This is a genomic window from Mycobacterium conspicuum, assembly GCF_010730195.1.
In the GTDB taxonomy this organism is placed as follows: Bacteria; Actinomycetota; Actinomycetes; order Mycobacteriales; family Mycobacteriaceae; genus Mycobacterium; species Mycobacterium conspicuum.
Genome location: NZ_AP022613.1, coordinates 5,206,232 through 5,225,711 on the forward strand (window position 1 = coordinate 5,206,232; position 19,480 = coordinate 5,225,711).

At 66.5% G+C, this 19,480-nt stretch carries 20 protein-coding genes and 1 pseudogene; 6 read left to right on the forward strand and 15 right to left on the reverse strand.

Annotated elements, in window-relative coordinates; genetic code table 11:
- Positions 1-16: 16 nt before the first annotated feature.
- The 8 genes and pseudogenes from G6N66_RS23855 to G6N66_RS23890 all read right to left on the reverse strand — a co-directional run bounded on the left by G6N66_RS23855 (position 17) and on the right by G6N66_RS23890 (position 6,150).
- Positions 17-352, reverse strand: a complete 336-nt coding sequence (locus tag G6N66_RS23855) for a hypothetical protein (protein ID WP_085234758.1) — start codon at positions 350-352, stop codon at positions 17-19.
- Positions 353-355: 3 nt separating this feature from the next.
- The gene (locus G6N66_RS23860; RefSeq protein ID WP_085234759.1) at positions 356-1,618 is read right to left on the reverse strand and encodes an aromatic ring-hydroxylating oxygenase subunit alpha; all 1,263 of its coding nucleotides are present in this window, start codon (positions 1,616-1,618) and stop codon (positions 356-358) included.
- A gap of 27 nt (positions 1,619-1,645) precedes the next feature.
- Positions 1,646-2,389 (reverse strand): SDR family NAD(P)-dependent oxidoreductase, encoded by a 744-nt coding sequence (locus G6N66_RS23865; RefSeq protein WP_085234760.1) that lies wholly within the window; start codon positions 2,387-2,389, stop codon positions 1,646-1,648.
- Between the two features lie 55 nt (positions 2,390-2,444).
- Positions 2,445-2,717: pseudogene (locus tag G6N66_RS23870) on the reverse strand (2Fe-2S iron-sulfur cluster-binding protein); the annotation flags it as partial.
- A 110-nt stretch (positions 2,718-2,827) separates the two neighbouring features.
- Positions 2,828-3,277: a MarR family winged helix-turn-helix transcriptional regulator gene (locus G6N66_RS23875; protein WP_085234762.1), complete on the reverse strand. Its 450-nt coding sequence runs from the start codon at positions 3,275-3,277 to the stop codon at positions 2,828-2,830.
- On the reverse strand, positions 3,264-4,538 hold the full coding sequence (locus tag G6N66_RS23880) for a metal-dependent hydrolase family protein (protein WP_232079403.1): 1,275 nt from the start codon (positions 4,536-4,538) through the stop codon (positions 3,264-3,266). Before G6N66_RS23880 ends, G6N66_RS23875 begins: the two co-directional genes overlap by 14 nt.
- The gene (locus G6N66_RS23885; protein ID WP_085234764.1) at positions 4,535-4,864 is read right to left on the reverse strand and encodes a hypothetical protein; all 330 of its coding nucleotides are present in this window, start codon (positions 4,862-4,864) and stop codon (positions 4,535-4,537) included. Before G6N66_RS23885 ends, G6N66_RS23880 begins: the two co-directional genes overlap by 4 nt.
- Before the next feature lie 2 nt (positions 4,865-4,866).
- Positions 4,867-6,150 carry an aromatic ring-hydroxylating oxygenase subunit alpha gene (locus tag G6N66_RS23890; RefSeq protein ID WP_085234765.1) on the reverse strand — a complete coding sequence of 428 codons (1,284 nt, stop codon included), beginning with the start codon at positions 6,148-6,150 and terminating at the stop codon, positions 4,867-4,869.
- A gap of 69 nt (positions 6,151-6,219) precedes the next feature.
- Here G6N66_RS23890 and G6N66_RS23895 point away from each other — a divergent pair, with 69 nt between their 5' ends.
- A complete protein-coding gene (locus tag G6N66_RS23895; RefSeq protein WP_085234766.1) occupies positions 6,220-7,671 on the forward strand; it encodes an aldehyde dehydrogenase in 1,452 nt (483 codons plus the stop codon).
- 95 nt (positions 7,672-7,766) lie between these two features.
- Here the strand turns inward: G6N66_RS23895 and G6N66_RS23900 are convergent, their stop codons facing one another.
- Complete coding sequence (locus G6N66_RS23900; RefSeq protein ID WP_085234767.1) at positions 7,767-8,915, reverse strand: TDT family transporter; 1,149 nt, start codon at positions 8,913-8,915, stop codon at positions 7,767-7,769.
- A 162-nt stretch (positions 8,916-9,077) separates the two neighbouring features.
- Between G6N66_RS23900 and G6N66_RS23905 the strand changes: the two genes are divergently transcribed.
- Both G6N66_RS23905 and G6N66_RS23910 read left to right on the forward strand, forming a co-directional pair.
- Positions 9,078-9,389, forward strand: coding sequence for a hypothetical protein (locus G6N66_RS23905; RefSeq protein WP_085234768.1), 312 nt, complete (start codon positions 9,078-9,080; stop codon positions 9,387-9,389).
- 323 nt (positions 9,390-9,712) lie between these two features.
- Positions 9,713-11,293, forward strand: coding sequence for an LCP family protein (locus tag G6N66_RS23910; RefSeq protein WP_085234769.1), 1,581 nt, complete (start codon positions 9,713-9,715; stop codon positions 11,291-11,293).
- Between the two features lie 27 nt (positions 11,294-11,320).
- Here the strand turns inward: G6N66_RS23910 and G6N66_RS23915 are convergent, their stop codons facing one another.
- The 3 genes from G6N66_RS23915 to G6N66_RS23925 all read right to left on the reverse strand — a co-directional run bounded on the left by G6N66_RS23915 (position 11,321) and on the right by G6N66_RS23925 (position 14,015).
- The gene (locus tag G6N66_RS23915; protein ID WP_085234770.1) at positions 11,321-12,112 is read right to left on the reverse strand and encodes an SDR family NAD(P)-dependent oxidoreductase; all 792 of its coding nucleotides are present in this window, start codon (positions 12,110-12,112) and stop codon (positions 11,321-11,323) included.
- Between the two features lie 55 nt (positions 12,113-12,167).
- The gene (locus G6N66_RS23920) at positions 12,168-12,998 is read right to left on the reverse strand and encodes an SDR family oxidoreductase (protein ID WP_085234771.1); all 831 of its coding nucleotides are present in this window, start codon (positions 12,996-12,998) and stop codon (positions 12,168-12,170) included.
- A gap of 87 nt (positions 12,999-13,085) precedes the next feature.
- A complete protein-coding gene (locus G6N66_RS23925; RefSeq protein ID WP_085234772.1) occupies positions 13,086-14,015 on the reverse strand; it encodes an enoyl-CoA hydratase in 930 nt (309 codons plus the stop codon).
- A 149-nt stretch (positions 14,016-14,164) separates the two neighbouring features.
- On the opposite strand from G6N66_RS23925, the gene G6N66_RS23930 reads away from it, so the two are divergent.
- From G6N66_RS23930 to G6N66_RS23940, 3 genes are all read left to right on the forward strand, one after another.
- Entirely contained in the window at positions 14,165-14,329 is a 165-nt protein-coding gene (locus G6N66_RS23930) for a hypothetical protein (protein ID WP_139825367.1), read from the forward strand.
- Positions 14,330-15,892, forward strand: a complete 1,563-nt coding sequence (locus G6N66_RS23935) for an alpha,alpha-trehalose-phosphate synthase (UDP-forming) (RefSeq protein ID WP_085234773.1) — start codon at positions 14,330-14,332, stop codon at positions 15,890-15,892.
- 68 nt (positions 15,893-15,960) lie between these two features.
- Positions 15,961-16,542 carry a hypothetical protein gene (locus G6N66_RS23940; protein ID WP_085234774.1) on the forward strand — a complete coding sequence of 194 codons (582 nt, stop codon included), beginning with the start codon at positions 15,961-15,963 and terminating at the stop codon, positions 16,540-16,542.
- 3 nt (positions 16,543-16,545) lie between these two features.
- Here the strand turns inward: G6N66_RS23940 and G6N66_RS23945 are convergent, their stop codons facing one another.
- The 3 genes from G6N66_RS23945 to G6N66_RS23955 are packed head-to-tail and all read right to left on the reverse strand — an operon-like array spanning position 16,546 to position 19,480.
- Complete coding sequence (locus G6N66_RS23945) at positions 16,546-17,043, reverse strand: nuclear transport factor 2 family protein (protein ID WP_085234775.1); 498 nt, start codon at positions 17,041-17,043, stop codon at positions 16,546-16,548.
- On the reverse strand, positions 17,043-17,756 hold the full coding sequence (locus G6N66_RS23950) for a mammalian cell entry protein (RefSeq protein ID WP_085234776.1): 714 nt from the start codon (positions 17,754-17,756) through the stop codon (positions 17,043-17,045). The genes G6N66_RS23945 and G6N66_RS23950 overlap by 1 nt, the downstream gene beginning before the upstream one ends.
- Entirely contained in the window at positions 17,756-19,480 is a 1,725-nt protein-coding gene (locus G6N66_RS23955; protein WP_085234777.1) for a virulence factor Mce family protein, read from the reverse strand. Before G6N66_RS23955 ends, G6N66_RS23950 begins: the two co-directional genes overlap by 1 nt.

The following is a 19,480-nucleotide window of genomic DNA, read 5'->3' on the forward strand; positions in this document are numbered from 1 at the left end:
TCTGGAAAACGTCCGGTCACGGCACTGGTTCGCCGACGCGGTTGAGCACGGCATCCGCGGCGTCGGTGGGCTTGGGCTGGCCGAAGACTTCGACCGCCATCGCGACCATGACCAGCGAATAGATGAGGTGCAGCAGGTTCAGCGCGTCGTCGGGCAGCTCGTCGAGGGAGAACTTGTCGCAGTACTCGATGGCCTCCTCGACGCGCGGGAAGAAGGCGTCGTAGAACTGTCGCATCTCGACCATGCTGCTGGCCATGCGTTGATTCCACCGCTCGGCTTCGGTTGGCAGACACCAGGTTTGCGCGAACCCTTCGAGTTCTGCGAACGCGCTCGGCAACCGGATCTCGGTCATCGCTTACACCCCCACCGGCTGCGTCTCGCGCTGGTAGGCCGACACCCAATCCACCACCTCTTTGTGAAGATGGCGCACCAGGATCTCCTGGTCGTTGAGGGGGAATTCGTCGACGACGCCGGTTTCCAAGGCCGCCTGGGTGCCGCCGAGCATGCCGGCGTCCTGCAGGGCGAACTCCTTGAGCACCACCGCGGCCACTTCGTGCTCGATGCGTTCCCGCACCGTCCGGGCCGGGTGGAACGCGGTGTACGCCTCGAATTTGTGCGTGTTGTGCGACGTCGGCCAATACCGGTACAGCAGATACCAGCCGCCGTAGATGAGGATCTCCAGGTTGGGGAAGATCTGAAAATTGCTGATGCCCCAGGGCTCGATCCCACCCGGGTTGAGCCCGGCGGGCAGCTCGCCGATGTCCGGAGTACGCCATGGTCCGACAAGCCCACTGCGCGTTGCGCGTTCGATCGGGTACATGAACTCCGGCGCCAGCAGCCAACGTCGGGTGCCCGCCGTCGACACCACGCGGTGCGGCCCGTCGATCTGGAAATGCGCGCACTCGAAGCCGGCGTTGGGGTCGCGCACCGCCGATGGCACCTGCTGGGGATGCAGCGACGGAACGTGGTAGTACTCCTGGAACGCATCGGCGAAGATCTTCCAGTTGCTGTTGTTGTGAGCCAGGAAGTCATAGCGTTCCGTGAGCTTGCCGAACGGGTAGTCGTCCAACCCGGTGACCATGGGGCCGAGGAACTCGCGCAAGCCTTGTCGCGGCTGCTCGTCGAGGTTGATGAAGATGAAGCCGTTCCACACGTCGCAGTGCACCGGGCGCAGCCCGTAGTCGGCGGCATCGAGGTCGAAGAACTCCTGCGGTTGCTGCACGAAGGTCAGCGCGCCCTCGAGGTTGTATCGCCACCCGTGGTACTTGCAGGTGAATTGCCGGCATGTCCCGCTGGTTTCCTCGTGCGGAAAGTCGTTCCACACCAACTTGTTACCGCGGTGGCGGCACACGTTGTAGAAGGCCCGAATCGCCTCGTCTTTGCCCTTGACCACGACCACCGACGTGCGGGCGGCCTCGATCTCTTTGGTGAAGTAACTGCCCACCCGTGGCAGCTCCTCGACGCGGCCGACGTTGAGCCACGCGCGTTTGAAGATCGCTTCCCGTTCGAGCTCGTAGAACTCCGGTGACGTCGAATCGCGGAAGGAGATTGGGCCGGTACCCAGCTCCGGGTAATGCTCGGTCCAACTGCCTTCTGCCGGTTTAGGCCATCGCCCCATCAGAAACCGCCTCTCGCTCTTGGCATTTCACATCACGGCCCCGCCGTTGACGCCGAGCACCTGGCCGGTGATGAAGCCGGCCTCGTCCGAACACAGGAACCCCACTGCCGCCGCGATGTCGTCGCCGGTGCCCAAGTGCCCCACCGGAATCCGGCTGGCAATCTCCGCATTGGACTTCAGGTGCCCCTCGGCCTGCGACTGACGTTGCATCGGCGTCTCAATGCCCGACGGCGGGATGTTGTTGACGGTGATGCCCATCGACGCATATTCGTTGGCCAGCGATTTGGTGAGCGTGATCACCGCTCCCTTGGACGCGGCGTAATGCGCCATCCGCGGCGAGCCTCGTTGTGCGCTCGACGACGAGATCATCACGATGCGGCCCCACTTCGCCGCGATCATGTCCGGCAGTGCGACCTGGCAACAATGGAATGTGCCGTTGAGGTTGACATCGATGATGCGCGACCAGTCCTGCGGCGTGAGATCGAGAAAGTCGCCGAACCCGACCATCCCGGCGCTGGTCACCAGGATGCCGACCGGCCCGAGTTCGGTGCGGACCTTCGCGAAAGCCTCCTCCACCGCGGGGCGATCGGCGACATCGGCCGCCACCCCGAGTGCCTCGACACCCTCGGCGCGAAGCTCTTCGGAAACTCGTTGCGCCGCTTGCTCATTGATGTCGAGGACCGCGACCTTGTGCCCGCGCCGGCCTAGCTCGTGGCAGGTTGACTCGCCCATGCCCGACGCACCGCCGGTCACCACCGCGACCCGTGTCATCGCCTGTACCTCCTTGCGGTCGTCACGCTCGCCTCACGCTCGCCTCACGCTTGTCTCACTCGTACACCACCGTGACCGACTCACTGGTCGGCAACGACTGGCAGGTCAAGACCCAGCCCTCGGCGACCTCGTCCTCGGTCAGCGCTTCGTTGTTGATCATCCGCGCGCTGCCCTCGGTGAGCCGGGCCATACATGTTCCGCAGGAGCCAATTTCGCACGACGACGGCGGATTCAGTCCCGCCGAGCGCGCCGTTTCCAGCAGGGTGTGGCCATCGCGGTAGCTCGCCACCGTGGTCCGCCGATCGAGATGAAACGTCACCTTCTCGGTGGTCGGGCACGCGGCATCGCGCCATGCCGTGTCGATCTCTTCACTTGCACCAGCGTGTCCCATCCCTGCGAGAGTATCAACTACTTGTCATATATATCAAGTACTTGAGATTACTCGGGGTGGTCTTTGAACAGCGCGTGACCGGTGCCCTGCTCGACGACGCGGGCCAGCAGGTCGTGCAGTAGCTGCTGCTCGTCGTTCGTCAGCACACCGAACACGCGTTCATGGGCGGCGATCGCATCGGCAAGGACCGCCGCGGTCTTCGCGCGTCCCTCGTCGGTGAGGTAGGCCTGCATGATCCGGCCGTGCTGCGGATCCTGCTTGCGCTCCACCAGACCGCGACGCTCGAGGGCGGCCAGCGCCAGCTGGGCGCCCTGCGGGGTGATCAACAGTCGGCGGGCCAACTCGGCGCCGGACAAGCCGGGTTCGTTGGCCAGCCGATTCATCAGACCGATCTGAGCGGTCGTTACGCCATGGCCGCTGATGGCTTCGTTGAGGCTGGTCAACGAGAAGTGGAAGGCCTGCTTGAGCAGCCACAGGATGTTGTCAGTGAGATCCACGCTCGGCTCCCGCAAGCGTTGGGTCGATCCGGTGAATCTTGCCGTCTTTCATGACGAATCGAACGTCGAGGGTCGTCGAAATATCTTGGGACGGATCGCCCGGCACCGCGATGACGTCGGCTAGGTAGCCGGGCGCGAGGCGGCCGAGTTCGTGGTCGGCTTCGATCAATTCGGCGCTGGTCACCGTCGCCGCGCGGAGCGCCTGCATGGGTGTCATGCCGCGCCGCACCAACGCGCAGAGCTCCTCGGCGTTGCGCCCGTGCGGGACTGCCGGCGCGTCGGTGCCGCAGGCGATGCGCACACCGGCGGCAATCGCTTTGGGCAACATCGACTTTGCCTGTGGGAACACCACATCGGCCTTTTTGCGCAATTCGGGTGCGATGCGGTCGACAGCCATCGCCTCGGTCAGATACGTCGTCGAAACCAGGAAGGTGCCGTGGTCCACCATCATCTGGATGGTCTCGTCGGTGGCCAGAAATCCGTGTTCGATGCAATCGATGCCCGCCTTGATGCAGGCGCGGATCGCGCTGTCACCGATCGCGTGGGCGGCGACGCGAACCCCGGCGCGATGCGCCTCGTCGGCGATGGCGGCGAACTCCTCGTCGGAATACTGCTGCGCGCCCGGCGCGGTGCTGTGCGACATCACCCCGCCCGACGCTGACACCTTGATCACCTTGGCGCCGTGGCGAATTTGGTAGCGCACGCAGGCGCGGACATCAGGTACCCCGTTGGCGATACCCTCGGCGACGCTCAACGGCATGATGCCGGGCGCCAGTCGCTGGAACACCGTCGGGTCCAGATGCCCACCGTAGGGCGTGACGGCGTGGCCGGCGGGCACGATCCGCGGCCCGGCATGCCAGCCCTGGTCGATCGCGCGCTGCAGGTCGACGTCCAGGAGGTACCCGCCGGTTTTCACCATCAGGCCCAGATTGCGCACCGTGGTGAAGCCCGCATCCAGCGTGGTGCGCGCGTTCACGGCGCCCCGCAGGGTGCGGTACACCGGGTCGTCTTGCACACCGTGCAGCGGGTTCGGCAGACCCTCCGGTCCGCCGGGCCCGCCGATCAGCAGGTTGAGCTCCATGTCCATCAGGCCCGGCAGCAGAGTGACATCGCCCAGGTTGATCTCGGTCGCCGAATCAGGAAGCGGATCAACGGGATTGACGGCGCTGATGCGCTCGTCCTCAATCAGCAGGACGGCCGGGGAACGGACCTCGCCGGCGTCGACGTCGGCCCAGCGGTCGGCCCGCAGGACGATGGTCACGGGACGGGTTCGGAGATGCAGTCCATGGTGGAGGCGCCCGAATCGGGTACCCGCGGTTGTTTCCAGCATTCCACCGGGAACGAGACCATGATCATGGAGTACAGCAGGTGCATCAGGTTGGTGACGTCCTCGGGCAGGTCGTCGAGGGGGAACTTGTCGCAGTACGCGATGGCCTCTTCGGCGCGCGGCGTGATGGCGTCGTAGAAGGCCTGCATCTGCGCCATCGAGCTGGCCAGTCGCTTGGCGTAGCGCTGTGGCTCGCTGTCCAGGCACCAGTCGGAAAATGGTTCCAGGTCGGCGAATTCGGTTGGCAGCTTGGCGGTCACCGCTACACCCCGACCGGGTTCTGCTTGCGCTGGTAGTCGGCGATCCAGTTGGCGGTTTCCTTGTGCAGGTGACGGATCAGGATCTCCTGATCGTTGAGCAGGAATTCGCGCACCACGCCCGATTCGACCATGCTCTGGGTGGCCTCCAGCGTGTTGGCGTCCTGCAGTCCGTATTCCTTGAACGTCACCGCGGCGAGTTCCTGGGCGATCCGTTCGCGCGGCGTCTTCGGCTCGGGGAAATACAGGGTGCCCTCGAACACGTGCGAATTGAACGACGTCGGCCAGTAGTGGTAGGTCAAATACCAGCCCTGGCCCCAGATCAGGATGACGAAGTTGGGGAACAGCTGAAACGAGTCCAACCCCCACGGGTTGCACTTGGCGGGGTTGAGGCCGGGGGGCATCTCCCCGAGATCGGGCTGCTTCCACGGTCCGAACAATCCGCTTTGGCAGATCTCGTCGATCGGCTTGCGCATGTCCGGATCCATTTCCCAGGCCCGCACCCCCGACGTGCTGACCAGTCGGTGCGGCCCGTCGAGGCGGTAGAGCGGTGCCTCGAAACCGGCTTCCGCCGCGGCCTTGGAGTACTTGCTCGGCGACTGGCTCGCGTGCAGCACGGGTGCGTGATAGAACTCCTGGAACGCATCCATGTAGAGCTTCCAGTTGGCCTTGACCTCGGAGCGGTAGTACCACCGCGAGGTCAGCTGCCCGAACGGGTATCCCGCCAGATCGGTGATCATCGGCCCGAGGAATTCCCGCAGCGACTGCTCCGGTTCCCCGTTGTTTAGCGAGGCGAAGTTGACGAAGATGAAGCCTTCCCACACGTCGCAGTGCACCGGCACCAGCCCGTAGCGGCTCTTGTCGAGATCGAAGAACTCGCCCTCCTGTTGCACGAAGGTGAGGTTGCCGTCCAGGTCGTATCGCCAGGCGTGGTATTTGCAGGTGAACTGGCGGCACACGCCGCTGGTTTCCTCCAGCGGCATGTCGTTCCATACCAGCTTGTTGCCCCGGTGCCGGCAGATGTTGTGAAACGCGTTGACCTCACCCGCGGAATTGCGGACCACGATGATCGACGTGTTGGCGGCGGCGATCTCCTTGGTGAAGTAGCTGCCTTTGCGCGGAATGCTTTCCACGCGACCGACATTCAGCCACGCGCGCTTGAAGATCGCCGCACGCTCGAGTTCGTAGATCTCCGGGCTGATGGAGTCCTCGTAGGACACGGGCTGCGTGCCCAGTTCGGGATAGTGCTGGGTCCAGCTGCCCTCGGGCGGCTTGGGGAAGCGAGCCATGTCTGCTGACCGTATATGCTGAACACCGCAATCGCAAGTAGTTGATATTGCGGGTCGAGGAGGAGCTCCATGCACCGACACGAGAAGCTGTTCATTGGCGGCTCATGGGTTTCGCCGAACGCCGGCGACACCTTCGAGGTCACCTCCCCGCACACCGAAGCGCCCATCGCCGTGGTAGCGGCGGCCGGTCCTGCCGACGTCGACGCGGCGGTGACCGGCGCACGCGCGGCGTTCGACGACGGCCCCTGGCCGCGGCTGGATCCCGCCGACCGGATCGACGCGGTGCGCCGGCTCGCGAAAATCTATGCGGCGCAACAATCCTCGATGGCCGAGTTGATCACCGCCGAGATCGGGGCGCCGATCAGCTTTGCGCAACGCGCCCAGGTCGGGCTGCCGTCGATGATGATGAACGCGTTCTGCGACCTCGCCGAGGGATTCGCGTGGCGGGAGACGCGGCACGGCTTCTACGGGGCCGACCTCGAGCTACGGCGCGAGCCCGTCGGTGTGGTCGCCGCGATCGTGCCGTGGAACATGCCGCAGTTCCTCATCGTCACCAAGCTCATCCCGGCACTGCTCGCCGGATGTTGCGTGGTGGTCAAGCCCGCGCCGGAATCCCCGCTGGACGCGCTTCTGCTCGCCGATTTGATCGAACAGGCCGACCTGCCGGCGGGTGTGGTGAGCGTGCTGCCCGGCGACGCGGAAGTCGGCCGGCAGCTCATCGGCCACCCCGGCGTGGACAAGGTCTCGTTCACCGGCTCCACCACCGCCGGCAAGGCGGTCGCCGCCGCCTGCGCGGCCGACCTCAAGCGCGTCAGCCTGGAACTGGGCGGCAAGTCCGCGGCCATCGTGCTCGACGACGCCGACCCGGCCGCCGTCGCGGCCGCCGTCCGGTCGGCGAGCCTGTCCAACTGCGGCCAGATCTGCAACGCGCTGACCCGAATCCTGGTGCCGGCCAACCGAAGCGACGAGTTCGTCGACGCGCTGGCCGCCGAGATGACCTCCTTGCGCATCGGCGACCCGGCCGACCCCGCGACACAGCTCGGCCCGCTGGTGGCCAAACGACAGCAAGATCGGGTCCGCGACTACATCACCGAGGGCGCCCGGGAGGGCGCGCGTGTTGTCGTCGGCGGCGCGGACATGCCCGACGGTTTGGAGCGGGGCTGGTACGTGCGGCCGACCCTGTTCGCCGATGCGAACAACTCGATGCGGATCGCCCGGGAGGAAATCTTCGGCCCGGTCCTCACCGCGATCCCCTATCGCGACGAGGACGACGCCGTCGCCATCGCCAACGATTCCGACTACGGTCTGGCCGGCTCGGTGTTCACCACCGACACCGATCGGGGCCTGGCCGTTGCCGGGCGGGTGCGCACCGGGACGTTCGGCGTCAACCAGGGCTACACCATGGACCCGTTCGGGCCCTTCGGCGGGGTCAAGGGCAGCGGGTATGGACGGGAGCTGGGCCCGGAAGGCATCGACGGGTACACCGCGCTGAAGTCGATCTCGGTGGCGGGCGGTCGCTGAGCTTCAGCGTCGGCGTTTCGTGTGCGTGGGTGCAACGTCGCGGTTCCACGCCGGCCGAGACGCCGACCCAGCTCCGATGTCGGGGATCGAAGGACTCAGACCACCGGGTTCTTCCGGGATTTGATCGGTGCGGCACTCGGCGGCACCTTCATCAGGTTTCCGCGCACACTGCCCCGCGCGGTGCGCACGGCCACCAGCAGCCAGGTGAACAGCAGACCGACGTAGGCGATGGCCGCGGCCACCTTGAACGCGGGCAGATGAGTGTGCGCAGCGAGTTGGGTGGTGCCGGTGACGAAGGTGCCGACCGGGAAGGTCAGGCTCCACCACGTCAGGGCGAACGGCATCCCGCGCCGCAACGTGTGCACCGTGAGCGCGGTGGCCAGCGCCATCCATAGCACCGCGAAGCCCCACACCGGAACCCCGTAGAGGATCGCGAACGCATTCATGCTGCCGGCGGTGTCATGGTCGACAGCCAGGGCGGCGACGGTACCGAGAAGCCCTGCGGCAGTGATGGATTGGCCGAGCGGACCCAGCACGATCCACAGCGTCGGTACCCGCGCGGTGCCCGATGTGCCGTATAGGGTCAGCCGGCTCCAGATCATCGCGATGATGTTCAACGAGGCCACTAACGACAATCCGAACATCGCGTAGCAGCCGTACAGCATGGTTTGGCGGCCGGCGCCGTCCGCCAGGTGCGGCAGCAGCAGCGCGCCCGTCGCGGCCGACACCATCGGCGGAACGACCGGCATCAACCATCCGCCGAACGCCGCGTCGGGCTCGACGACGTACTGGGTGAACATCAGGAACGGAATGCTGACCGCGGTGAACAGGCCGCCAACCGTGCCCGCGGTCCACAGCACCCAGTCCAGGTCGACGGCGATGCGCGCGTCGATCAGGTCCTTGCCGACCAAAACCGCACCCGCGCCGACCGTCGTCAATGCCATCGGCGCGGCGCCGTAAAAGTGGACCATCTGCGGATTGCGCGCGTGGCTGCGCGCCACCGTGGGATGGCGCAACCAGTGGCCGCCGACCACGACGAGCAGCACCGCGAGCAGCACGGTTGCGACCACCCACACCACTTCGGCGAAAGCGCGCAGTCCCGGCACGTGGACGGGCAGGGTGGCGCCGGCGGTGGCGACGATCCCGGTGCCCATCACCGAGGCAAACCAGTTGGGTCCGATGTTGCCCAAAACCTCGACGCGCGTCTGCGGCGACGCCGCGCCGTCCGGGTGTGCGGTGGCCATAGCCCAGAGACCCTACCGGCGGCGGCGAAACGTCCGGCTCGTTCTGCGTACTTCGCGCCGGTCATCGACCGAACACTTCTCACGAGCCGACCACGACGGCGTCGTAACCCGTTGCGGCGCTGGTTATACCGACATACCGCTGGGTCGCATACACTGCCAACGATGACGCATCCGGCGCGCACGAGCCACTCACGCAAGCGAGTGCTGGCGGTCGGGATCGCGGTCGTGGTGGCGCTGGCCGTGCTTGCCATACCGACCAAGGTGCGGTGCGGTGCCCCGGGGCTCGCGTGCGCCACCGCGGTCGACGTGCAGGGCAACGTTCATTACTACTACGAGGTTGAACCGCTCGGGGTGTACCTCGCCGAAATCGCCACCGGCTCGAACGTCAGTCTGTACTACCGCTCGGGTGAGGACCTGGAGAAGCGTCCCGGCGGTCCACGGCCGGTCGGTGCCGCAGCTACCGACGCCCCTTAGCCCAGGCACCCCGAGAATTCCGCGCCCGCTCGGGTCGATCTCGTCACACATCCGGCGCAGCCCTCGACGCCGCCGAGGTCTTGCGGGTTTGCCGATCGGTGGTGTGAATCGGCTGGTAGCGGGAATATCGTGACGGTGAACCCGTCGCTGCTGCGGGCGCGTGAGCCAGCCCACAGTGACCGTTTTGAGGCCTTCTTGATTGGGGGCTTTACGGCTGGCTCCCGCATACTTGACGGCATGCTGAGAGCGACATCACCGCACACCGCTGTTGCGGTAGTTGGTGATGCGCTGGTACCCGAGCTAACAAAGCGGCCGGGCATCTGATGGCGCGCTCCGGCGGGGCGCATCGTCGCCACCGCGCCAGACGTCGGCCGTCGCGGTTCCGCACGGGGCTGACCCGGGCCGTCATGACCCTCGCATCGGTGGTGGCGGTGCTGCTGACCGGCGCCGGGTACTGGGTGGCGCATGGTGCCCTGGGCGGCATCACCGTGTCGGACGCGCTGAGCCCGGACGACCCGCGATCCACCGGCGACAACATGAATATCCTGCTCATCGGGCTGGACTCGCGCAAAGACCAGGACGGCAACGACCTGCCCTGGTCGATCCTGAAGCAACTGCACGCCGGCGATTCCGATGACGGCGGCTACAACACCAACACGCTGATACTCGTGCACGTCGGGGCCGACGGGAAGGTCGTCGCCTTCTCGATCCCCCGCGACGACTGGGTGCCGTTTAACGGCGTACCGGGCTACAACCACATCAAGATCAAGGAGGCCTACGGGCTGACCAAGCAGTACGTCGCGCAGAAGCTGGCCAACCAGGGCGGGAGCAGCCAGCGGGAACTCGAGACCAAGGGTCGCGAGGCCGGCCGGGCCGCGACCCTGCGCGCGGTACGCAGCCTGACCGGCGTTCCCATCGACTACTTCGCCGAGATCAATCTGGCCGGCTTCTACGACTTGGCCCAGACCCTGGGCGGCGTCGACGTGTGCCTGAACCACGCCGTCTACGACTCGTATTCCGGCGCCGACTTCCCGGCCGGCCCCCAGCGGCTCAATGCGTCACAGGCCCTGGCGTTCGTCCGGCAGCGTCACGAGCTGGAGAACGGGGACCTGGACCGCACCCACCGCCAGCAGGCGTTCATTTCCTCGGTCATGCGGGAGCTGCAGGCCGCCGGCACGTTCACCAACATCGACAAGCTCAAGAGCCTGATGGCCGTGGCGCGCAAAGACGTGGTGCTGTCGGCCGGCTGGGACGAGGAGCTGATCCAACGATTGGGCGGCCTGGCCGGCGGAAACGTCGAGTTCCGGACGCTGCCGGTGGTGCGCTACGACGACATCGACGGCCAGAGCGTCAACATCATCGACCCGGCCGCGATCAAGGCGGAGGTGGCCGCCGCCATCGGTGGAGCCGGCTCGACGGCGCAGACCGCGCCGACGACGAGCACAGCCAGCAAACCCAACCCGGCCACGGTCGTCGACGTGGTCAACTCCGGCAGCATGAGCGGGCTCGCCAGTGAGGTGTCGCGCGCACTGAAGAAGCGCGGCTACACCATGGGCCAGGTCCGGGACCGCAACGCCGGCGAGCCGTCGTCGTCCACGATCGAGTACGGCGCCGGCGCCGACAGCGACGCCCGCAACCTGGCCACGCTGCTCGGCCTCGACGCTCCAAAACAACCGGATTCCAGCATCCAGCCCGGACACATCCGGGTCACCGTGGACACCAACTACTCATTGCCCGCGGCCGAGGACACCACCAGCGACGACACCACCACCACCACCACGACGACCACCACGACGACCAGCAAGTCCGATAAGTACGGGTACGGGTACGACACCACCAGCACCTATCCCACCCCCGACCAGGGCAAGCCGATCGACGGCGGCGGGGTGCCCTGCGTTAACTAGCTAGTCGCGCTATCCAACTCGCCGCCATCAGGCGTGCGTGCCGCCGTCGATGCGGATCTCGGTGCCGGTGATCCAGGCGCCGTCGTCGGACACCAGCATGGCGATGACGCCGGCGATCGCGGACGGCTCAGCCATCCCGGCGCCGCTGGATTCCACCGTCGTCGGCAGGATCGGCATCAGCCTGGGGAACAACGACCAGTCGGCGTCTTGGGGAATGTATCCGCCGGTCGCGTCGGTAATGCCGGACTTGATGCTGCCGGGTGCCACGCACGCCGCACGCAGGCCCTGCTTGGCGTACTCGAGCGCCAAGGCGTGGGTGAAGGACTGGATGCCGCCCTTGCTGGCGGCGTAGGCGGCCATGTAGGGGTGGGCGAACGCGGCCGAGGTGGAGCTGAAGTTGACGATCGCGCTGCGCGGGTTCGCCAACAGCGCCGGCAACGCTTCGCGCACCACCAGGAACGTGCCGGTCAGGTTGATGTTGATGATCTGATTCCACAGCTCGGTGCTGGTCTCGTGGGTGTGGGTGGCCCGCAGTATGCCGGCGGCGTTGACCAGCGAGTCCAGCCCGCCGAGCCGCTCGACCGCCCAGCGCACGCCGTCGACCACGGAGCTCTCGTCGCCGACGTTCATTTCGCGCGTTGTCAGCCGCTCACCCGTCGCGGCCTCGTCCGCCTGCGCCTGGGTCTTGGCCAAGCCGTCCGCCGCGATGTCGGCGCCCACCACCGCCGCACCCTCGTCCAGCAGCCGCAGCGCGGTGGCCTGGCCGATGCCCGACGCCGCGCCGGTCACCAGGATCCGCTTGCCTTCGAGTCGGTTCATGCGGTCATCATCGCAACCAGCGGCCCGATTGCGGCCCAAAACACCGAAGGCCGCCTCATACCACTCCGCGCAGCCCGTCGGCCCCGAACACGGGCTCGAGCATCGCGGAAAAGTCCGGGCCGCGTCGCAGCATCACGCCGCCGTCGACGTTGATGATCTGCCCGGTGACGTAGCTGGCCGCATCGCTGAGCAAAAACAGCGCCACGTTGGCGATGTCTTCCACCTCGCCGGGGCGCGGCAACGGCGTGATGATCCGGTAGTCCTCACTCAATTCGGGCGAATCCAGTATCGGCGCAACGAGTTCCGTGCGAATCAGCCCCGGGCGAATGCTGTTCACCCGCACCCAGGATGGGCCGAGTTCGTCGGCGGCCAGTTGCATGATGTGGTCCAGCGCGGACTTGCCGACCCCGTAGGCGCCGAACCAGCGGTGGGTGTTGCTGGCCGCGATCGACGAGATGCCGACGAACGAACCGCCGCCGCCGCGCACCATCTCGCGCGCGGAGTGCTTGAGCACGTACATGGTGCCGTTGACGTTGAGGTCGATGGTCCGGCGCCACGCCTCCGAATCGATCTGGGTGATCGGTCCGATGGTCTCCGACCCACCGGCGCAGTGCACCACGCCGTGCAGCCGGCCGTGCCAGGCCGTGACGGCGTCGACCGCGCGGGTGGTCTCGTCCTCGTTGGTGATGTCGGCGGGCTCGAAGCGAATCGAGCCTTCGGCGTTGAGTGCCTCGATCTCTTCGACGGCGGCCGTCAACTTGTCCGGATTGCGGCCGATGATCATGACCGACGCACCGGCACCGACCAGGGCGGATGCCACGCCCTTGCCGATTCCGCTGCCACCACCGGTGACCAGGTACGTGCGGTCTTGGAATGAAAGCTGCACGGTGCGCCCCTTAGAAAGCCGCAGAGAACTGAAACAAGTTCCAGTTATCGAACCATGCGTCAGACGTCGCGACGACGCGCCCCCGGGCTACGGCGTATCGCGGCGAGCCACCTTGGTCGGCTTCGCGTCGCGCCAGTCCTCGACGTGCGGCGGCTGGCCGACCGGCCACCTGTTCTCGTTGAAGGCTGCCCAGTGCGCATGCCCGAGCAGATGTACGTGGAACGCGTGCCGCAACGCCTCGGTGTAACCCATCGCGTCGGAGGCGGCGTTGACCGAATCTTTGATCAGCAGCGACGCCATCGTCGGGCGCTCGGCGATCCGCCGCGCGAATTCCAGCGTCTTCTCCTCTAACTCGTCGACGGCGAAGACCTTGGACACCATGCCCAGCCGGTGAGCTTCGTCGGCATCGATCGAATCACCGGTCAGCAGAAGCTCTTTGGCCTTGCGGGGCCCGAATTCCCAAGGATGCGCATAGTATTCGACGCCCGGCATGCCGAGACGAACGGCGACGACGTCGCTGAACTTCGCATTGTCGGCGGCAACGATCAGGTCGCACGCCCAGATCAGCATCAGGCCGGCCGAGATGGCGTTGCCCTGCACCTGCGCGATGGTGATCTTGCGCAGATCACGCCAGCGGCAAGTGTTTTCGAAGAAGTAGTGCCACTCCTGGTGGTACAGCTTCTCCACGATCGGCTCGAGCGTGGCGCCGCGAGAACGGAAACTCGGATGCTGCCCCGGTCCGGGTGCGCGCTCCGCGAGGGCCTGCTCGGAGCCCAGGTCGTGGCCGGCGGAGAAGTTTTTGCCGCGCGCAGCGAGGATCACCACGCGGACGGTGTCGTCGGCCTCGGCCCGACCGAACGCCTCGTCGAGCTGAACCAGCAGCCCGCGACTTTGCGCGTTGTGGGCCTCGGGCCGGTTGAGCCAGATCCGGGCGATGCGCCCCTCGTCGAGAGTTTCGTAGGCCACCAGCTCCGCAGCGTTGGTTGCCTCGGCGCCGGCTTTCTCGGAGAGTGTCATTCCGCCCACCTCGTTCGTTGTCGTCAGACCCTGCCTGGGTTTACACATTACGGCCAGTCTGTAAGCGCACGCCCGCCGGGTCGGGTGTCTGACCAGGTGACGCCGACACATGCCTGCGAGCGAATATCAGCGTCGCCTACAGTTATGTCATGCCTACGAAATCGGATGCCGGCGAGATCGGCGACGTCGAGCCGCTAGCCGACCACACCGCCAGCCAGGCCAGGCGCGTCGTCGCCGCGTACGCGAACGACGCGGACGAATGCAGGGTGTTTCTGTCCATGCTCGGTATTGGGCCGGCAAAGCTCGAGACGTAGATGTCTCCCGGGGGAGGCGCAAACTCGCAAGCATCCAAGTCAGCGAAGTCGGAGCGCTACGGGGACTCCGACTTCGTCGTGGTGGCCAATCGACTGCCGGTCGATTTGGAGCGGCTTCCCGACGGCACGACCACCTGGAAACGCAGCCCGGGCGGCCTGGTCACGGCCCTGGAGCCGCTGCTGCGTCGCCGGCGCGGCGCCTGGGTCGGCTGGGCCGGCCTGCCATCCGACCGCGATGACGACCTCGAGGTGGACGACAAACCGATCGTCCAGGACGACCTGACCCTGCACCAGGTGCCGCTGTCCACCGAGGACATCGCCCAGTACTACGAAGGTTTCTCGAACGCGACGCTGTGGCCGCTCTACCACGACGTCATCGTCAAGCCGATCTACCACCGCGAATGGTGGGACCGCTACGTCGTGGTCAACCGCCGGTTCGCCGAAGCCGCGGCGCGCGTCGCCGCGCGCGACGGGACGGTATGGGTGCAGGATTACCAACTGCAGTTGGTGCCGCAGATGCTGCGCACGCTGCGGCCCGACCTGACCATCGGGTTCTTTCTGCACATCCCGTTCCCCCCGGTCGAGCTGTTCATGCAGATGCCTTGGCGCACCGAGATCATCGAAGGTCTGCTCGGCGCCGACCTGGTGGGATTCCATCTGGTGGGCGGTGCGCAGAACTTTCTGATCCTGTCGCGACGGCTGCTCGGCGCCAACACCTCTCGCGGAGCGGTCGGTGTGCGGTCGCGGTTCGGTGAGGTGCAGCTCGCGGCGACCGCGAGCACGGCGGAGCCGGGCGCAGCGGGGCGTCGCCCAGACCAGGAGGGCCGCAGGGTTCAGGTGGGCGCGTTTCCCATCTCCATCGACTCCCGCGAACTCGACCATGCCGCCGGCAGCCGAAGCGTCAAGACCCGGGCCCGCGAGATCCGGGCCGAATTGGGCAACCCGCGCAAGATCCTGCTCGGCGTCGACCGGCTCGACTACACCAAGGGCATCGATGTTCGGCTGAAGGCCTTATCGGAATTGCTTGCCGAGAGTCGGGTTAAAGGCGACGACACCGTGCTGATTCAGTTGGCGACGCCGAGCCGCGAACGCGTGGAGAGCTATCAGATCCTGCGCAACGACATCGAACGACAGGTCGGACACATCAACGGGGAGTACGGCGAGGTCGGTCACCCCGTGGTGCATTACATCCACCGTCCGGTGCCGCGCAACGAACTCATCGCATTCTTTGTCGCCGCGGACGTCATGCTGGTCACCCCGTTACGGGATGGGATGAACCTCGTCGCCAAGGAGTACGTCGCGTGCCGTAGCGATCTCGGCGGCGCACTCGTGCTGTCCGAATTCACCGGTGCCGCCACCGAACTCAAGCAGGCCTACCTGGTCAACCCGCACGACCTGGAAGGGGTCAAGGATTCCATCGAGGCGGCGCTCAACCAGCCGGTCGAGGAGGGGCGGCGCCGGATGCGCGCGCTGCGACGCCAGGTGCTCGCCCACGACGTGGACCGCTGGGCACGCTCATTCCTGGATGCGCTCGCCGAGGCGCACCCGCGCAACACCAAATAGCCGCGACGAACCCATGGCATTGCCTGCGGATCGCTGTGATACTCAGATGCAGCGTGAAGGGAGGCACTATGAAAAGGATCCGTCGCGCGCTAGCCGGAGCTGCCGGCGTCTGCTCGGCCGTTGCACTCGGCATCGCGCTCGAATCCGGCGACCCGGCTAGTGCGATCGGCCCGCCTCCGGACGGCAACTACTCCTACAACCAGGCCGGCGTGTCCGGAGTCACGTGGACGATCACGGCGCTGTGCGATCAGCCGTCCGGAACCCGCAACATGAACGACTATTCGGACCCAATCGTTTTCGCGATGAACTGCGCGCTGAACATTGTGAGCTCGACGGACGAACAGCTCACCGCCGCGGACAAGCTGCAGAACTTCAGCGGCCGGGCCCGCATGAGCGGCATGCTGTGGACCGTATCGGTGGATCGCGCCGATGGCGTGTCGTGCCCGGGCGGCGGCACCGCACCGTCCTCCGAAACCTATGCGTTCAGCGACGAAACGCTCACCGGCACACACACTTCGTTGCACGGCGCCGTCTGCGGCCTGCCGTCGGATATGAAAAAGACGCCGTTCTCGCTGCAACTGGTCGGGCCGCCGCCCAGCCCCATCCAGCGATACCCGATGCAATGCAACAACATTGCTATCTGCTACTGAGCCCTAGATGGGTGTGATGTAGGCGATCAGCCACTTGCCGCCGATGCGCTTGAAGTCGACGCGCAGCCGGCTGCCGTCGTAGACCGGCTGCTGCCGCGAGGTCTTGTCGGACACGGTGCGGTTCATGTAAACCATCACCGACGCCGAATCACGTTTGGCGGTAATCACTCCGGTGCCCACGACATTGGCCTGCACGACCACCTCGCGCTTCTTGGCTTCGGGAATGATTTGCGCGTTGGCGCTTCGCTGGAACTCCTGGCGATATTCGGGCGTCAGCAAGGGATACGCGTCGGCGAGGCTGCGTTCGACGGTCTGATAGTCGTAGGCGAACACCTTCGGTATGTCGTCGGCCGCCTGATGGGGCAGCACCGCCCGCGCCGCCTCCTCGCCGCCGGCCTGTACCCGCTCCCAGTAGAACCAGCCACCGGCCGCGGACAAGCCGACGACGGCCAGGATCGCCAGGACGCCGGCGACGGTCAGCAGTCGTCGCCACCACCGCATCAGTTGCCCCCGTCGGGATATTTCAAGTCGTAGCCGGTCATCTTGCCGGTCTCGTCCTCGTGCACGATGACCCGCAGGCGATAAGGCATGGACGGCTTGTTGACGCCTTCGGCGTCGGCGACCGTGACCCGCACCGACACCAGCACCGAGGCGTTGTCCTCGACCTTGTCGATGTCTTCCAAAGCGGCACCGTTGATCACGGCTTCCGACGAGGCGTTGGTGGCCCGGAACAGGCCCTTGAGGTTATCGACGTTGTTGTTGGCGCCGAGCATGCCGCGCAGTGGGCCGCTGGTGCCGTTGACGAACCGGTTCACGCTCTCGTCGATGTTGTCCTGCCGGTAGCTGAACATGTTGACCACCGTCTGCGTGGCGGTGTCGACGAAGCGCTGTTCGCGCGCCCGTTCGGCCTCGGTATGCCGGTGCTGGACGATCAGCACTGCCTGGCACCCGGCGAGCGCGCCGATTGCCAACAGCGCCGCGGCAAACGAGATCCACCCGACCAGGACCCGGTTCGGCTGCCGTCGTGGCGGCGGCTTGACGCGCGCCGGCTTCTTGGCGGCGCGCTTGGGGGCCGACTCGGCCTTGACGGTCGCGGCGGCAGTCGCGACAACCGTTGTCTCAGAGCCTGATTCGGGCCTCGCGGGGCCGGCGGCGCGGAATGCGCGCCGCCGAACGCGCTGCGTGGGCTGCCGTGTCGTCTCTAGCTCCGCCACTACACGGGCCTGGGGTCAAGCATGAGGTCCACCCAATTCTCGGCGCTGGACGCGCCGCTGATGCCGGGAGCGAAGATACCCGTCCCGCCTGCCGGATCCTTGAAGGCGCCGGTGTTCTGGTCATAGGTCGCGTAGCCACTGGCCTGCGGCTGGCCCGGCTGGCCCGGTGGAGGCCCCCACGGCTTCTCCGGACCCGGGCCCGCCGGCGGAGGATTGATCCCTTCCGGTGGCGGCGGTGGGGGCAGCCATTTCGGATACGGGAGTTGTGGCGGCACCGGCGGAACACCCGGCGGCATCCACGACGGGTTGCCCGGCGGCGGTGGTTGGTCGTTGGGCGGCGGCGCGTTGTACGCCGGCTGATGATTCGGTAGCGGCCCGGGCCCGGGCACCACACCGGGCGGAGGCGGCCCGACAATGGGAGTGCCCGGATCCGGCTCGGCGTCGGGTGGGATGTATGGAAAATGGTTGGGCGGCAAGATATTCAGCCCATTGGTCACGGGCGTGCTGTAGGGCACCGGCGGACCGCGCCAGGGGTTGCGGCCAAGCGGCACAAAGCCCTTCGGGTCACGACACAACTGAATCGTCGGCGCCCGTTTGCCCGGGAATTCCTGGCATGGATAGTTGCGGGCGCCGCGCACCGTGGTGGGGTCGTTCTGGGCAGCCTTGCAGTACAGGTCTTTCGGGAGTTCGCGCACCGTCTCGTCGGCCGGCGTGCGCATCAGCGGCGCGGGCAGGAAACCTACCGAGCACGGGGGCGGGTCGTTCAGATCCAGCTTGAAGTCCAACTTGGCGCCCTCGTCCTGCGGCGCCCCGTTAGCGGCCGTGGTGATGGCGGCGAACAACGCCGGCAAAACCACCAGGAGCTGTTCGATCGACTTGTGATAGATCACCCCGACCCGGCCCAGGTTGGCCAGGCTGGCCGCCAGCGCCGGGAAGGACGGGCGGATACCCGAGAACGCGGTGTTGGCCTCGTCGATGGCATCCGGCGCGGTGGCCAGCGTCGAGCGCAACTGCGGATCGGCCCGACGCACCTCGGAGGTGAACCGCGCCAGCCCGTCGGCGAGCGACTTGACGTCGGCGCCGGCGCGGATCTGCGCCTGCAGGAACGGGCCGGCCTGATCGATCAGCTGCGACACCTGGGGATAGTTGACGTTGGCCTCGTCCACCAGCAACCGGGCGGAATCGAGCAGCCGGGCCAACTCCGGACCGGAACCGTTGGCCGCGAGGAACGTCTCATGCAGCAGTTCCCGCAGCTTGGTGTCGCCCAGGCTGTTGACCAGGGTCTCGGCCCGCTTCAACAGGTCCGCCACGCCTTGACCGATGCGGGTGTTGGCCCGGTCGATGCGGGATCCGTTGCGCAACTTGCTCGCCGACGGCTGGGCCGGTGGCACCAGGTCGACGTACTGCTCGCCGACGGCCGACACGCTCTTGACCGTCGCGGTCACGTTGGACGGGATCGGGGTGCCGCTGTTGAGGCGCATCTTGGCGCCGACCCCGTTGCGGGTCAGCCCCACCGACTCCACCCGGCCGACGGCCACACCCCGGTAGGTGACGTTGGCGTTCTTGTACAGGCCACCGCCAGCGACGAAATCGGCTGTCACGCTGTAGGTCCCGACTCCGAGGGTCGCCGGCAACCGCAGATAGAAGATGATCATCAGCGTCAGCGTGATCGCGGTGACGAGCGCGAAGATCGCGAGTTGGATTCTGGTGAGTCTGTCAACCAT